Here is a 14,792-nt window from a genome sequence, read left to right on the forward strand (position 1 = left end):
CGCCGAGTCATCAGGGAGGATCCTTACTAAGTTATTAGCATGATCAGTATATCAAAATACGTTTTAGAATGGAATCCCGATCAGCGTGTTTTTTGTTCGGAGTATGGAGAAAAGCATATGTCCCATCTGTCATCAGTCGCTTAAGGTCATTGGCTCCCGCAGGAGATTAGTGATCAACGAGAATGGGGATGTCATGATCCTGGTGCTTCGTCGCCTGCGCTGTACCAACCCCGGTTGCGGGAAGATCCATCACGAACTTCCGGATCTCTTAACTCCCTATAAGCGGCAGACCACAACGATCCTGGAGCAGATCATCACCGGTCAACATGAAGCGGTGCCCGTTGAGAATTCGACCATTCGGCGGGTCCGAGCCTGGTTCAACTCCAGAGCCCACGCTTTAGTCGGTGCTCTGCTCAGTACATATGCTACAGTCACTCAGGACTATGGGGTCGACTTTTCCGATCTGCCTCAGTCCATACTCGAGAGGATTTTCTTCTTTGTAGGCGAGCCTGCGGGCTGGCTGAAAAAGGTTGTCCGGATTTTAGTCAACAATCACCGATGGCCACATACCCAGTTGGCATAGGTGTCCACCGAGGAGTCCTCTAAAATCATGTCATCACTCGAAATTGAATGGAGGCATGACATGAAGGACAAGGAAAAAGCACAGGAAATAGCGACGCAACGGGCGATTCTACTGGCGCCCCTTCTTTCCCATGACTTGGACAAGGGGCAGATCCGGGTGCTTAAGGAGCAGATCTGCCGCGAGGCTGGGATTTCCGAGCGGACCTTACGGCGATATCTGAATAGTTATCAGCAGAAGGGATTTTCCGGACTGATACCGCAGGCGAGGGTATCGCAGGATTCAAGAGCCATCCCGGCGCTGGTGTTGGACGAAGCCGTGCGGCTGCGCAAAGAGATCCCGTCCAGAAGTGTGGCTGAGATCATTCGAATCATGGAATGGGAAGGCCTCACCGAAGCTGGCTCGATCAAGCGAAGCAGCCTGCAGGAGAAATTGCAGGAGAAGGGCTACAGCGGGAAGCATATGGCCATCTATGCCGCTGGCGGGGTAGCTACCCGCCGATTTCAAAAACGCACCCGCAACAAACTGTGGCATTCGGATATCAAGTATGGCTGTTACCTGCCGATCGGTCCTGGAAACAAGCCGCAGCAGGTCTATCTGGTGGCGTTTTTGGACGACGCTACCCGGATGATCCTCCATGCCCAGTTCTACTCGAACCTGGAGCAGAGCATCGTTGAGGATTGCTTCCGCAAAGCCATCCTCAAGTGGGGAATTCCAGAGCAGGCATACTTCGATAACGGCCGCCAGTTTAAAAATAAGTGGATGTCCAGAGCCTGCGCAAAGCTTGGCATCCGGCTGATCTTCGCAAAGCCCTACTCTCCGGAAGGCACCGGAAAAATAGAAAAATTCAATCAGAATATCGATCGGTTTCTCGATGAGTATAAATTCGATAACTCGGAACGATCCCTCGAGGTTATGAATGAGCGGTTCTGGATCTGGTTGGAAGAATGCTACCAGAACAAACCGCATACCGCACTCAATGGAACGACCCCGCATCAGGCGTATAATCTGGATCCCAGGCCCTTGAAATATCTGCCAGCGGAGAAGGTCGCCAACGCCTTTTTGCACGCTGAGACCAGAAAAGTCGATAAGAGTGGCTGCATCAGCTTTGGCGGCGCGAAGTATGAAGTTGGGCTACCCTATGTGGCTCGCAGCGTGGAAGTGGTCTATGACCCCAGTAACACCGAGGAACTGAGCATTGAGTATCAGGATGACAAACCCTTTGTGGTGAGAAAGCTGGTCATTGGGGAGCGTGTGGAGCCCAAGCCTCAGCTGCCGGAGTTCCTGACTCCAGTCAAGCCAACCTCTTCCAGGTTACTCGATGGTGCCCAAAAGCAGAATCAGAAGCGAAAAGACAAACAGCAGTCTACGGCCATCTCTTTCAAAGACATAAGAAAAGGGGGTGGCAGTGATGTTTGAAGCGTTTTATGGCTTCAAGAAAACTCCATTCTGTCGGGATCTGCCGACTACGGAACTATTCCCTTCCAATACGCTGGAGGAGTCCCTAAGCAGATTATCCTATGTCGCCGAACGGCAACTCTTCTGTGTACTCACCGGAGAGTGCGGCACTGGTAAGACGACCACCATTCGCCGATTCCGCGATCAACTGGATGACACCAGATACACCCTGATCTATCTGGCAGACTCGAAAATGACGCCGAGAAATTTCTACAAAGGGATGCTGGATCAGTTAGGGGCCGAATCAAGATTCTATCGAGGGGATGCCAAACGCCAGCTGCATAAAGAGATCGAGTTGATGAAAGGACTCCACAATAAGCGTCCGGTGGTCGTTGTCGATGAGGCGCATCTGCTGGATCGAGAAATGCTTGAAGAGGTACGTTTTCTCCTCAACTTCCGGATGGATGCCGTCAGTCCCATGGCACTGGTTCTGGTGGGCCAGGTCGAGCTATGGGAGAAACTCCAGATGCAGTCCTATACGGCGATCCGGCAACGGATCGACATCCAGTGCAAAATGCAATTGATGGACCACTCACAGGTGAAGGGATACATGAAACGCCACCTGGAATATGCCGGGATCGACCATGAGCTCTTCTCAGATGAGGCTACTGAGGCAATCTATCGATATTCCGGTGGATCCGCCAGGCTAGTCAACCAAGTGTGTACCAGCACCCTGATTTTTGGTTACCAAAGTGGAAAGCGAATCATTGACGACCACATGGTCAAACTGGTCATCAATGGCGAACTGAGCTAAACAAAATGGCAAGTTGAAATTTCTCTCAACTTGCCATTCTTTCCAGCAATTCCCGGACAAGAAATACCATCAACTTCTGGACAAGGAACAATAGCAGTAACAGTATCGAATAAAGCCTTCAAAGATTGATCTTTGAGGGTTTTATTGCTTACAATTTACTTTAATTGTAAAGCAAAAGCAGGCACCGAATAACCCCAAAAGTGACCTGCCCAGGCTACTGTTTATGAAATATACCCTGCCGCCAAGGGGATACCTGATATGCTCCCCTTAAAGTAGACACCTGAAATAACAAAAAATCAGGACTACACAAAGGGGAGCATTTATATGGGGAAAAGAGGAATCAGTTGTTTATGCCGGAACTAATCGTCCTATAGGGGGGTGCGGATATTTTTTTGGACCATATTAGCATTCGTCCACCGATATTCGGGGAACACTTTATAATGCTCCCAGGAATTGAGACACGACAAACCGGTTCCATCCGAATAGAATGGAGAGTATGAGTAAGAAGAAAAAAATCTATAGCCCTGATTTTAAAGCAAAGGTTGTGCTGGAGCTCTTAAGCGGACAGCACTCGCTCAATGAACTAGCCCAGATCCATCAAATCGCACCTGCCACGTTGAGCAGCTGGCAACGCCAGTTCCAGGAACGGGCAGCCCAGATCTTCCAGAGCGGACCGTCCGATCAGGAAGAGGCGCTCGCCCAAAAAGAGGAAGAGATCGCGGTCCTGCAGCAAAAAGTCGGTCAGCTCAGCATCGAGTGTGACTGGCTAAAAAAAAATCTGACGAAGTCTTTGGACCACAAGGAGCGCACCGAACTCGTAACCCCAGAAAATGAGACCCTGACCGTCAAGCGTCAGTGCGAATGCTTGACGTTAACAGGACCAGCGTCTACCGTACAAAGGAGGAGCGGATAGACCACGGGGAATCAGAAGAGAATCTTACCCTAATGACGATCATCGACAAGATCCATCTGGAGCACCCGGCCTGGGGTTACCGCAAGATAGCCCACTATCTGCGCAATTCCGACCACGACATCAACCGTAAGCGGGTTCGGCGCCTGATGCGCCTGATGGACATCCAGGCCCTGTATCCTGGCCCGAACCTCTCCCGACGATACCACGCGCAGTACGTCCGGCCCTACCTTTTGAGGAACCTGGTTATCGAGCGAATCGACCAGGTATGGGGGATCGACATCACCTATGTTCCCTCAAGAAAGGCTTCTTGTACCTGTTCGTCATCATCGACTGGTTCAGCCGCAGGATCGTCGACTATGAGATCAGCTATCGCCTCGAGAAGGAGTTTGTCCTGCGCTGCCTTAGGCGTGCCTTGTGCGAGAGAAAGCCTGAGATCATGAACTCGGATCAGGGGAGCCACTTCACCTGTCCCGCCTACCTTAAGCTCCTGGACTCCTGCGATGTTAAGGTCTCCATGGACGGCAAAGGACAGGCACTGGATAATGTACGGACCGAGCGGTTCTTCCGCAGTCTGAAATACGACGACCTCTACATCAAGGAGTACGAGACACCAAAGGAGATGATCACAGGGATCAGAAAGTACATCCACACCTACAACACCATTCGTCCGCATGCATCCCTGAGGGGCCTTACCCCCTATGCTTTCTGCCAGAACCAATCAACCCATCACGCAGCCTGAACAAGGTGTTCGGATGAAATCAAAATCCGTGTCTTGACAATAGGGGGCACTTTATTCAACCGAAAGGTAATTTACACCAACATTAAGGACTTGACTGCGCAAATGAATGACAATATTTAATAAATAAATTAGGTTTATCAGTTTTATTTATATTTATAAAAACCTTCACCGGCATTAACACCTGTTTTACCGGCCTCAATGTATTTTTTGAGCATTGCTACAATGCGATGCTGTATACCATTTTCATCTTTTTCCTGAGCCGCTCTCATTGAAGCGATATTATATGCAGTTTCCAATCCGACAACATCTAAAATCTGGAATGGGCCATAGGGAGCACCTGTTCCCAATTTCCATGCCAGATCAATGGTTTCATAATCAGATACTTCATTCGCGAGTAATGCCTGAGCTGAACTTAACAGAGGTACTAAAAGTGAATTTAAGAGATAACCGGGCTGTTCTTTATTGACTCTCAGAGGAATCATTCCAATTTCATGAGACAGGTTGACAATGGCTTCAAAAGCTTCCTTGCCGGTTTCTGAATGTCCCATCACTTCAGCAAGATTATTGCGCCAGATATGATTGGCAAAATGCATGGATAAATATTTTTCCGGTCTGCCGGTATATTGGGCGAAAGAGCTGGACAATAAGGTAGAAGAATTGGTTGCGATAATCGTCTTTTCAGGTAATAAATCCGCCATTTTTGAATAAAAATCAATTTTTACATCGGGAATTTCGGCAACGGATTCAATCACAAAATCTGCGTTTTCAACTGCTTCCGCTAAATTTGTGGTATAAGTGACACTCTCATAAGCACGCTTTACATTCTCTTTCAGCTGTTCTATTTTTGCTTCATCTAAGCCGGCAAAATCATCAATCAGTCCACGTGGATAAGAAGCATCTTTTTTACCTAAGAGAGGTTTCAGGGCTTCTAATTCGCCTAAATAAATTTTATATAAATTATCAACTTTCGGTTTTGTTCTGCCTATTGAATCATCATGGCGTAACCAGAATACTACTTCCAAGCCTTTAAAAGCTGCCTGAAAGCCAATTTGGCTACCTAAAACTCCGCCACCGGCGACAACTAACTTTTTCATAAACTAAAAACCTCTTTCTTAAATATTAACTGTGTAAATTATAATTGAGATGGGTAAGTATAGCAAGTATTTTAGAAAAATCGTCTATAATACAATGATTCAAGATGAATGCCAAAGTAATCTGGACACTATTAGGCGGGGGCCGTCTAATTTACTTTGGCAAGGGGCCTATTCCAGTTTAGTTAGACAAGTTTCTTTTAAATAATGTATATTAAACAAGGAGTCAGCTCTAGTTGTGTGGTGTCCTTTCTGTTTTAGGAGGTCACCATGACTAAGAATAAGCATCTGTCTTTGGAAGATAGAACTCAGATAAAAATTAAACTCGATGCCGCCTGCTCTTTCGTAAAATCGCTAGAGATTTAGGCAAGTCCCCTACAACGATTTCAAATGAGGTCAAGACGCGCAGACTAGTTGTGAAAAAAGGGGGCTTTAACCGGCCATATAATCCTTGCAGCTACCGGTTTAACTGTAAGCTTAGCGGGTATTGCAAAGACCGTCACAGCTCAAAGGTAACCTGTTCCGGTTGCAAGACATGAGAGTAACATAAAACAAATCCTCACCAATGAGAAATACATCGGCGATGCCATCCTTCAAAAGACCTATACGGTGGATATCCTCGAGAAAAAGCGCGGAACCAATCAGGGGCAGGTGCCAAAGTATTATGTGGAGAATAGTCACGAGGGGATCATCGAAAAAGATCTTTTTCTGAAAGTGCAGGAAGAAATTACTCGAAGAGCCAATCTGACTGGCACTGGTCGAAAGCGGATTTACAGTGGGAAATATGCCCTGTCAGGGATTGTGTTTTGCGGAAGATGCGATGACATTTACCGGCGAATCAAATGGAACAACCGAGGCCGCAAATCAGCGGTGTGGCGCTGCGCCTGCAGGGTTCAGGAAGGACCCGTTGGCTGCACTGCCAGAACCTTGGCAGAAGAAACCCTGCAGGAGGCTGTGGTGATGGCCATCAACGAAACCTTCAATGAAAAGGATGAAGTCCTGGCCATCTTAAGAGAAAACATCCAGAGCACTCTGGAGGAAGATACGGAGAATCGAGCGGAAGAGATTGATGGCGAAATCAGAAGGCTCCAGGAAATGCTTTTGAGCTAAGGAAACGCTGATTAATTCTGTTTTCTGTAACTCTGAGGAACGCTCTCACGATATAATTTAAGTATTACGTTACCAGCGAGGTTTTTCTTATGAAGCAGCAGACTTTCAGTGATTTTGAATACGCACATCGCCGCAAGACTACAAAGAGAGAAGAGTTTCTTGATTCTATGGAAACTATCATTCCCTGGAAAGATTGGGTCGAGATGATTCGCCCCTACTATCCTCAGGGAAAACGCGGCAGAAAGCCCATCGAAATTGAAACAATGCTTCGGATGTACCTGATGCAAAATTGGTTTAACCTCTCCGATGTTGCAATGGAAGACGCCATCTATGACAGTTATGCCATGCGCAAATTCATGCGGCTGGACTTCATCTCGCAGCAAGTGCCTGACGCAACCACGCTTCTTCACTTTCGCCATTTAATGGAAAGCCATCTCTTGGGGGAGAAGATCTTTCATGATGTCACCAGACGCTTGGAATCTGCCGGACTAATGATGCATGGCGGCACCATCGTGGATGCCACCATTATTGCAGCCCCCAGTTCTACCAAGAACCAGACGGGAGAACGAGACCCTGAGATGCACCAGACAAAGAAAGGCAATCAGTGGTACTTTGGGATGAAGGTTCATACCGGAGTTTGCGCCGGCAGTGGGTATGTCCATACAGTCACAGGGACTGCGGCCAATGTCCATGACATAAACGAGACACACAAACTGATTCGTCCCGATGATGAAGTAGCTTACGGAGATTCCGGCTATAATGGAGTCGAGTCAAGAAAAGAATTCACCGAGGATCCGCACTTATCTACTATTGAATTTCGCAGCAATGTTCGCCCTTCCAAGATCAAGACCAATAAGAACTATCCCGGGATCCAGTGGGACCGGGCAATTGAACAACGCAAATCATCCGTTCGAAGCAAAGTGGAGCACCCATTTTTGATCGTCAAACGGTTCTTTGGTTATGCCAAAGTAGTTTATCGGGGGATCAGCAAAAATTTGAATAGATTCAACATCTTGTTTGCCAGCGCCAATTTGTTGAATTGTATTCGTGCAAAACGAACGAAAGAATTCTGCATGGGATAAGTGCGCCCAAAATTGGGGGTTAGCCCACAAAACGGGCTGAAATCGCACTAAAATCCAGCATTTTTGTGCACCCATGAGCAAAAAAACAACATAATGACCGAACTGGGAAACGTTAACCTCAAATAATCAGTGTTTCCTTAGATTCATGCGCTTGTGGAGGTGGACAGAAATTTTTAGAACAATGCAAAATGATTGGAAAAGACCTGACTGGGAAATCGTTAGATGAAAAGGTAAATCATCTGAATAACAATATTTTTGATTGGGAAAAAATTATTTTCAACGGGAACAATTTATTGACAGGAATTCTTTCATACAAAGGAAATGAAAAATACAAATGCGTCTGTTCCGCCGCCGTAAAAAAGGGCATGACGGTTTCTGATCTCACAGGCGATAAAGATGATCGCACTATGCCGCTTTCTTATTGCTTTTGTTGTGCCGGCTCATTTCGGTGTCACTTACAGCTACAACTGGGCGTTGAGCTAAAAACAAAAGAAATTGTTTCATCACCGATTAACAGCAAGGGGCAAAAACCTTGCGAGTTTATTTTTGAGATACTATAAATGTGAACTTCCCATGATTTCTCCTACTCAACACTAATTAATTCCATAATGAACCTATTTAAAGCAAGGAATAGAGCCTGTTCCCCGCGTTTTCGGTTGCGGAAATGCGGGATTTTTGCTATGCTTAATTGAGTAGGATATCATTCTTAAAAAGGAGTAAAAATGTACTACGATTTTCTCGTAAAGATTCCGGAAAATACAGGCAAAATTACGGTGAACCGGCGCGGTGAAACCACTTATATTGAATACACCTATGCCCGTCATTACAACGCCGAAAAGAAGTATAACGTTCCCCAGCGAACTACGATTGGAAAACAGTCCAGGGTGGATCCAGCGATGATGCAGCCAAACCAAAATTTTATCAAGTTTTTCCCAGAGGTCGCCCTGCCCGATGAACGGAATCATTCCGATCGCAGCAGTTGCCTTCGTGTCGGGGCATTTCTTGTCATTCGCAAGATCATGGAAGAATACAAACTACCTGAAATTCTTTCCGATTACTGGGACAACCGAGGTGTCGGACTGTTTCTTGATCTGGCTGCTTATTCTATTATCTGTGAAAATAATGCCGGGCAATACTATCCGGATTACGCCTACAATCATCCGCTCCTAACAGAGGACATGACGATCTACAGTGACTCCACGGTATCTCGGTTTCTCTCATCGATAACAAGCGATGACAAAGTCGGATTCCTCAATCAATGGAATGCATCCCGGAATCACCGGGAGCAGATTTATATTTCCTACGATTCAACCAACAAAAACTGTCAGGCCGGCGACATCGAGATGGCTGAATTCGGGCATCCCAAGGATGATCAGGGCGTCCCCATATTCAATTATTCGATTGCCTATGATGTGGATAATAAAGAGCCGCTATTTTATGAAACCTACCCCGGCAGTATCGTCGACGTGTCCCAGTTGCAATTTATGTTGGAGAAGGCAAAAGGATATGGCTATCGCAAGATTGGTTTTATTCTTGATCGAGGATATTTCAGCAAGAAAAATATTCAGTACATGGACGCGTGCCAGTATGATTTCGTGATCATGGTCAAGGGGATGGCTTCTTTTGTCGAAAAGATCATCTTGAAACATAAAGGCAGCTTTGAGAAAAAGAGGTCTTGCGTGATTCCTGAATATCAGGCCTACGGGAAGACGATTCAGGAGAAGCTCTATGCGGATGATGAAATGGATCGATATTTCCATCTCTATCATAAAGTGAAAAAAGAAAGTGCAGAGCGTGGATGCCTGGAAGATAAAATTCAAAAAATGGCGGAATTTCTAAAAAAACAGGAGGGAAAGTCGCTGACATTCGGAGATGCCTATCATGAGTATTTTGAAATCTTTACCCATGAAAAGAATGATAGCACAAAAAAGTTTCTTTATGCAAAAGAAAAGAGCGAAGTGATCGAGAAGGAAATTGATCTTTGCGGATACTTTGTGATCGTTACGTCCAAAAAAATGACAGCAGCAGAAGCGCTCTCGTTGTATAAGAGCCGAGATGCATCAGAGAAGCTATTCCGTGGAGACAAATCCTATCTGGGCAATAAAAGCCTGCGAGTCGCGGGTAATGAGTCTGCCGCCGCGAAGATATTCATTGAATTTGTGGCGTTGATTGTGCGGTGCAAGATTTATACGCAACTAAAAGCAATGATGAAAGAAATGGCAAAGAAGCCGAATTACATGACCGTTCCAGCTGCGCTGAAAGAGCTGGAAAAAATCGAAATGGTGCGGCAGATGGATAACGTATACCGGCTTGATCACGCCATAACCGCAACACAAAAGACGATACTGAAAGCCTTCGGTATCGATGAAAACTATATCAAAACCAGCGCAACGAGATTAAGTGAGCTGTTAAAAGTGGCCGCGATGCCAGAAAGGGATGAGGAAGATGGCGCGTACGAGGAAGACAATCTCTATTGACGAGAAGATAGCCCAGGCAAAGGAGAATTTTGAAAAGGCTAAGGCCAAGTATGATAATGCCGCGAAGGAACTCGAAGACCTCCAGGAAAAGCAGAGGTCAATTCAAAGAACCGAACTGATCAAAGCTGTTGAGAAAAGCAGCAAAACTTATGCTGAAATCATGGCATTTCTTGGGAGTATCGATTGATAAGAAATGCAAAACCAGGTGCTGATTAGGACTTTGAGTAGGTAAAACGTGAGAAGTTAACAGTCATTTGGAACGACGTGGATTTCATGTTCATTGATATGCCGCCGGGCACTGGTGATGTGCCGCTTACTGTTTTTCAGTCCATTCCTGTAGATGGAATTATTATTGTAACTTCACCACAGGAGCTAGTTTCTATGATAGTTTCAAAGGCTGCTAAGATGGCGGAGATGATGAATATCCCTATCATAGGATTAGTAGAGAATATGTCGTATTTCAAATGTCCGGATAATGATAGGGATTATAAGATATTTGGCGATAGCCATATTGATGAAATTGCTGAAAAGCATAAATTGAAAGTTCTTGCCAAGCTACCAATTGATCCTAAGATTTCAGCCGCCTGTGACAGAGGCATGATAGAACTTTATGACGGAACCTGGCTCGATCCTATAGCAAATATATTAGAAAAAATGGAGGAAAAAGAAACGATGAGAATTGCAATTGCAGGTGAAGGTCAAAACGTAACGGAGCATTTTGGACATTGCGTTAATTTCCTACTTTTCGATGTTGAAAACGGAAAAATTACGAATGAAGACTCCATACCCAATCCCGGACACAAGCCCGGATTTTTGCCGAACTTCCTGGCTGACCGTGGTGTAAATGTGATTATCAGTGGCGGTATGGGCGGCGGCGCAGTGGAGATCTTCAACGAAAGAAACGTGGAGGTTGTTGTGGGTGCATCTGGCGATGCGAGAGCAGCAGCCGAAAGCTATCTTAAAGGTGATTTAAAGACAACAGGTTCTGTATGCCACGAGCATCAGCACCATGACGAATGCGGAAACTAAAAGGCATCATTGTTAGATATTTAGCAAATATATTTGATAAAATTAGTTATGAAAAGGAGGAGATAGCATGAGCAAATATGTATGTTCCATCTGCGGTTACATCTATGACGAAGCAGCGGGTATTCCTGAAGCTGACATTGCACCGGGCACAAAGTGGGAAGACCTGCCGGAGGATTGGGTTTGTCCGCTCTGTGGAGCTGCAAAATCGGATTTTGAAAAGCAAGGTGAGCCCTCTGCTCCAGTAGTGAAAAAACCGATATCGGTCGTTGAGTCATCCAGCGATATGAAAGAAATGTCGCCATTGGAAATCAGCGCACTCTGTACTAACCTAGCGCGAGGCTGTGAGAAGCAGTATAAAGCTGAAGAAGCTGCTCTTTTCAATGAACTTGCTGGCTTCTTCAAGACAGTAACAGCACCTGCAAAAGAACCAAGTGTAGATAAACTGGTCGAGCTTATTGAAAAAGACCTGGCTGAAGGCTTCCCCAATGCCAATGCTGTAGCATCTAATATCAACGATCGAGGTGCACTTCGCGCCCTGGTGTGGAGCGAGAAAGTTACCCGCATCTTTAAATCTCTTTTGAACCGGTATCAAAAAGAGGGTGACACCATGCTTCAAAATACCGGCGTATACGTATGTACCATTTGCGGCTTTGTCTACGTAGGAGATACACCGCCGGATATTTGTCCAGTATGTAAGGTGCCGAATTGGAAATTTGAAAAAGTTGAAGGGAGGTCATGAGAATGTCTAAAAAATACGCGGTGAGAAATATACGTCTGTGCACGAAAGACTGCTTGTGCCTCTACGTCTGCCCTACCGGTGCTACTGACACCGAAAACAGCATCATAGATGTATCAAAGTGCATCGGCTGCGGAGATTGTGCTGATGCTTGTCCATCCGGTGCAATTTCGATGGTGCCTTTTGAGTACCCAGCCCAGCAGCCTAAAACAGAAGCTGTAATCGGTGCGATGAAGGTGCTAATGCGCAGTAAGTCCGAGCAGGAAAATATCGCTTTAGGTTTACCAGGAAAACTGGCAGCCGCCATCGAAAAATCCAACCATATCATGGCTGAGGATATCATTCGAGAAGCAGGCTATATGATCCCCCAAAGTCAAAATGCGAAGGATTTTCTGCAGTCACTTCTTGATCAAACTCAACCCGAAGGATTCCCAAAAGATGCTGTGAACAAACTATTAGAATCTCTATTTAAAAACAAGGAGGACAATAAAGTGAGTGAAAACAAAACATTTGATAACCTGATGGAGGCTTTCGCCGGAGAATCCCAGGCAAACAGAAAGTACCTGGCTTATGCAAAGAAAGCAGAAAAAGATGGAAAGCTCAACGCAGCTAAGCTTTTCAAGGCTGCATCCGACGCAGAAACCATCCATGCCTTAAAGCACTTTGAAGTAGCAGGAAAAATCAGCTCAACAGTTGATAACCTAAAGGATGGCATTGCAGGTGAAACCCATGAATACAAGGAACCTGAAATCCCGCCCGAATTTATAACAACATCACTCCCCCAAGGAAATGTCGAATGCCTCAAAGATCATTCGCTGGTCTTTTGTTAGCGGTGCAATGATGATGTGTTCATGGATCTCTTGGATTCGGAGTTTGGCCAGGATCCACTGAAGCTCTTTCATGGTGTATTTACGGTATAGATCCTTGTCACTCATCACCTGATTAATCCCAGACATGATAACAGAGGCAATAAAGCCGACGAATAGTTTCCCTTGAGCGGCGTTGTCGCTGTGGACACGTAGTCTCCCTAAGTCAATACTGTTTTTGAGACGAAGGAAGCCTTTTTCTACAACGTCCTTGTCTCGATAGATGCTCATGGCTCTTTTGGCATCACTGATGTCATTGCTGATCAGGACCACCCAACCTGCCGTTTCCAGACTTTTTTCAACGACATCATTTCGAATGCTGACGGTGTATCCGCTGGCTTGTTTATCGGATTTTCGAATCACCAGGTATTTTCTACATTCCTCGTCATTAATCCATTTTTCTGGGTTTTCAATGGCCTTTTCACGCAATAGAGCAATGGATGCATACAGGTCCTCACGAATTCCCATTGCCTTCACGGCACTGTAGTAAACATGCGTGTATATTTTGTTCTGCGGATCCCAGGACCGCTCTTTGGTGACGGCTCTCATCGAGTTGTCATTGATGACAATTGTGTTTTCCACACGATCGATGTCTTTTTGCTCGCTCTCCACTTGCTGCTTGGAAAAAGCGGCGGTAAATGGTACCGCGATTAAAAACTTCACTGTTCCATTGCCGGTGTCATTGAGCAGAAAATCGATATTCCGCTTGCTGTAGATCCCTTTGTCCATCACTACTGTGATTGCCCGATTCTCTGTGATCGCCTCAAACTGACTCAAGGTGGTCGTCAGCGTACGGACATCCTTTTGACTTCCACTGAATAGGGATTGATAGATCGGCAGCCGTCTGGTTTCCCCCATCAGCATACAAAGATTGATCTGGGGGAGATGATCGTGGTCGCGATTGTATCCCCATTCCACATCATCAATCAGTTCCGAATAGGATGATGCAGAGGTGATGTCCAAAGCCAAATAGTCATCAGCTGGATTGGCCTCACACCAGTTCTTATAAAAATCATTCCGTTGCTGATCCGTAATAGAAATCAAAAGTTCACTGATTCGCTGAGAGGTCATCGAGCCCACCGGATACGACTCTGTGCCTGAGATCCAGTCAGAGCAATCAAGAAGTGGATCACTGGTAGAAATCATATAGCAGGCCAACATGAACAGTTCCTGCCAGTAATCAGGGATCGCTTGCCGTAAGGCATCGATCAAACCAAGTCGTTCAGATAGGGAACGATACAGCCAGAACAGCCCATAGGAGCGAACGGATGATTTGCGGACATCTTCGATGGAAAACATGGTTTGTGTGGAAGGGATCTGAATGGGATTACCAGAGATCCGTAGCTCCTCAAGATATTCGGCTTTGTACACTTTATGTCCTGTTTCAGGATCGATCTTGCCGATCGGTCGCCGTTTTTGCCGCGATTGGCCATCTTTATTGCGAAACCCTTCGGCTAAATAAATATATTGATACCGGCCCACCTTTTGGATTACCTCAAAACTCATAACACCCACCTCACTTGTTGTTATAAACATTATAACAACAAGCAGATGAGTATTCAATAATTATAGGGAAGCACTTATAAGCTAAGTGGCTCTAGGTCGGACTTCTGCAAAGGGATAGAATGTATCCAAAGTGTTGTTATAAAAATATAGCGGGAATTTAGGAAGGAAATGTATCCTGATTTTGTAAAAGAAGCCGAAGCCGTTGGAAATAAAGCCGCCCTTATGTCCTTCACCTTTGCGATGAAGGCCGAAGAGGTTCATGCTGGGCTTTATCAGGATGCACTAGAAAATCTTGACCAGACTGAGGAGGTTTTCTATTATCTCTGCCCTGTCTGCGGAAATATCGAAAAATTCCAGCCAGATAAGTGCAGCATCTGCGGTGTTCCAGGGGACAAATTTATTAAATACTAAAACATCACTTCTTGAAGTTGTTTTCTTTGTCATGTAATTC

The 14,792-nt window shown here is 45.6% G+C and carries 11 protein-coding genes and 5 pseudogenes; 14 read left to right on the forward strand and 2 right to left on the reverse strand.

The genetic code is table 11. From position 1 onward, the window contains the following. Window positions 1-103 precede the first annotated feature (103 nt). From NQU17_00840 to NQU17_00855, 4 genes and pseudogenes are all read left to right on the forward strand, one after another. Window positions 104-583, forward strand: coding sequence for a DUF6431 domain-containing protein (locus NQU17_00840; protein UUM12142.1), 480 nt, complete (start codon window positions 104-106; stop codon window positions 581-583). Between the two features lie 27 nt (window positions 584-610). After that, window positions 611-1,999, forward strand: a complete 1,389-nt coding sequence (locus NQU17_00845) for a DDE-type integrase/transposase/recombinase (protein ID UUM12143.1) — start codon at window positions 611-613, stop codon at window positions 1,997-1,999. Then, window positions 1,992-2,792 carry an AAA family ATPase gene (locus NQU17_00850; protein UUM12144.1) on the forward strand — a complete coding sequence of 267 codons (801 nt, stop codon included), beginning with the start codon at window positions 1,992-1,994 and terminating at the stop codon, window positions 2,790-2,792. The genes NQU17_00845 and NQU17_00850 overlap by 8 nt, the downstream gene beginning before the upstream one ends. 496 nt (window positions 2,793-3,288) lie before the next feature. Beyond that, window positions 3,289-4,444: pseudogene (locus NQU17_00855) on the forward strand (IS3 family transposase). A 143-nt stretch (window positions 4,445-4,587) separates the two neighbouring features. Here the strand turns inward: NQU17_00855 and NQU17_00860 are convergent. Continuing rightward, the gene (locus tag NQU17_00860; GenBank protein ID UUM12145.1) at window positions 4,588-5,538 is read right to left on the reverse strand and encodes a 3-hydroxyacyl-CoA dehydrogenase; all 951 of its coding nucleotides are present in this window, start codon (window positions 5,536-5,538) and stop codon (window positions 4,588-4,590) included. Between the two features lie 543 nt (window positions 5,539-6,081). Here NQU17_00860 and NQU17_00865 point away from each other — a divergent pair. From NQU17_00865 to NQU17_00905, 9 genes and pseudogenes are all read left to right on the forward strand, one after another. After that, window positions 6,082-6,645: a recombinase family protein gene (locus tag NQU17_00865; protein UUM13436.1), complete on the forward strand. Its 564-nt coding sequence runs from the start codon at window positions 6,082-6,084 to the stop codon at window positions 6,643-6,645. An 89-nt stretch (window positions 6,646-6,734) separates the two neighbouring features. Further along, window positions 6,735-7,727, forward strand: coding sequence for an IS5 family transposase (locus NQU17_00870; protein ID UUM12146.1), 993 nt, complete (start codon window positions 6,735-6,737; stop codon window positions 7,725-7,727). A 188-nt stretch (window positions 7,728-7,915) separates the two neighbouring features. Then, window positions 7,916-8,287, forward strand: a complete 372-nt coding sequence (locus tag NQU17_00875) for a hypothetical protein (protein UUM12147.1) — start codon at window positions 7,916-7,918, stop codon at window positions 8,285-8,287. 162 nt (window positions 8,288-8,449) lie between these two features. Continuing rightward, entirely contained in the window at window positions 8,450-10,204 is a 1,755-nt protein-coding gene (locus NQU17_00880) for a transposase (GenBank protein ID UUM12148.1), read from the forward strand. Then, window positions 10,164-10,391, forward strand: coding sequence for an ErpK protein (locus NQU17_00885; GenBank protein UUM12149.1), 228 nt, complete (start codon window positions 10,164-10,166; stop codon window positions 10,389-10,391). The genes NQU17_00880 and NQU17_00885 overlap by 41 nt, the downstream gene beginning before the upstream one ends. Before the next feature lie 65 nt (window positions 10,392-10,456). Continuing rightward, window positions 10,457-11,233 carry a P-loop NTPase gene (locus tag NQU17_00890; GenBank protein UUM13437.1) on the forward strand — a complete coding sequence of 259 codons (777 nt, stop codon included), beginning with the start codon at window positions 10,457-10,459 and terminating at the stop codon, window positions 11,231-11,233. A 67-nt stretch (window positions 11,234-11,300) separates the two neighbouring features. Then, a pseudogene (locus NQU17_00895) lies at window positions 11,301-11,450 on the forward strand (rubredoxin). A gap of 524 nt (window positions 11,451-11,974) precedes the next feature. Then, window positions 11,975-12,172, forward strand: a pseudogene (locus NQU17_00900) (4Fe-4S binding protein). Window positions 12,173-12,460: 288 nt separating this feature from the next. After that, window positions 12,461-12,760 (forward strand): annotated as a pseudogene (locus NQU17_00905) (rubrerythrin family protein). Here the strand turns inward: NQU17_00905 and NQU17_00910 are convergent. Further along, window positions 12,743-13,906, reverse strand: a complete 1,164-nt coding sequence (locus NQU17_00910; GenBank protein ID UUM13438.1) for an IS1634 family transposase — start codon at window positions 13,904-13,906, stop codon at window positions 12,743-12,745. The pseudogene NQU17_00905 and the gene NQU17_00910 overlap by 18 nt on opposite strands. A 588-nt stretch (window positions 13,907-14,494) precedes the next feature. Here NQU17_00910 and NQU17_00915 point away from each other — a divergent pair. Continuing rightward, a pseudogene (locus NQU17_00915) lies at window positions 14,495-14,752 on the forward strand (rubrerythrin family protein). Window positions 14,753-14,792 lie beyond the last annotated feature (40 nt).

Source organism: Clostridiaceae bacterium HFYG-1003, from assembly GCA_024579835.1.
In the GTDB taxonomy this organism is placed as follows: domain Bacteria; phylum Bacillota; class Clostridia; order Clostridiales; family Clostridiaceae; genus JG1575.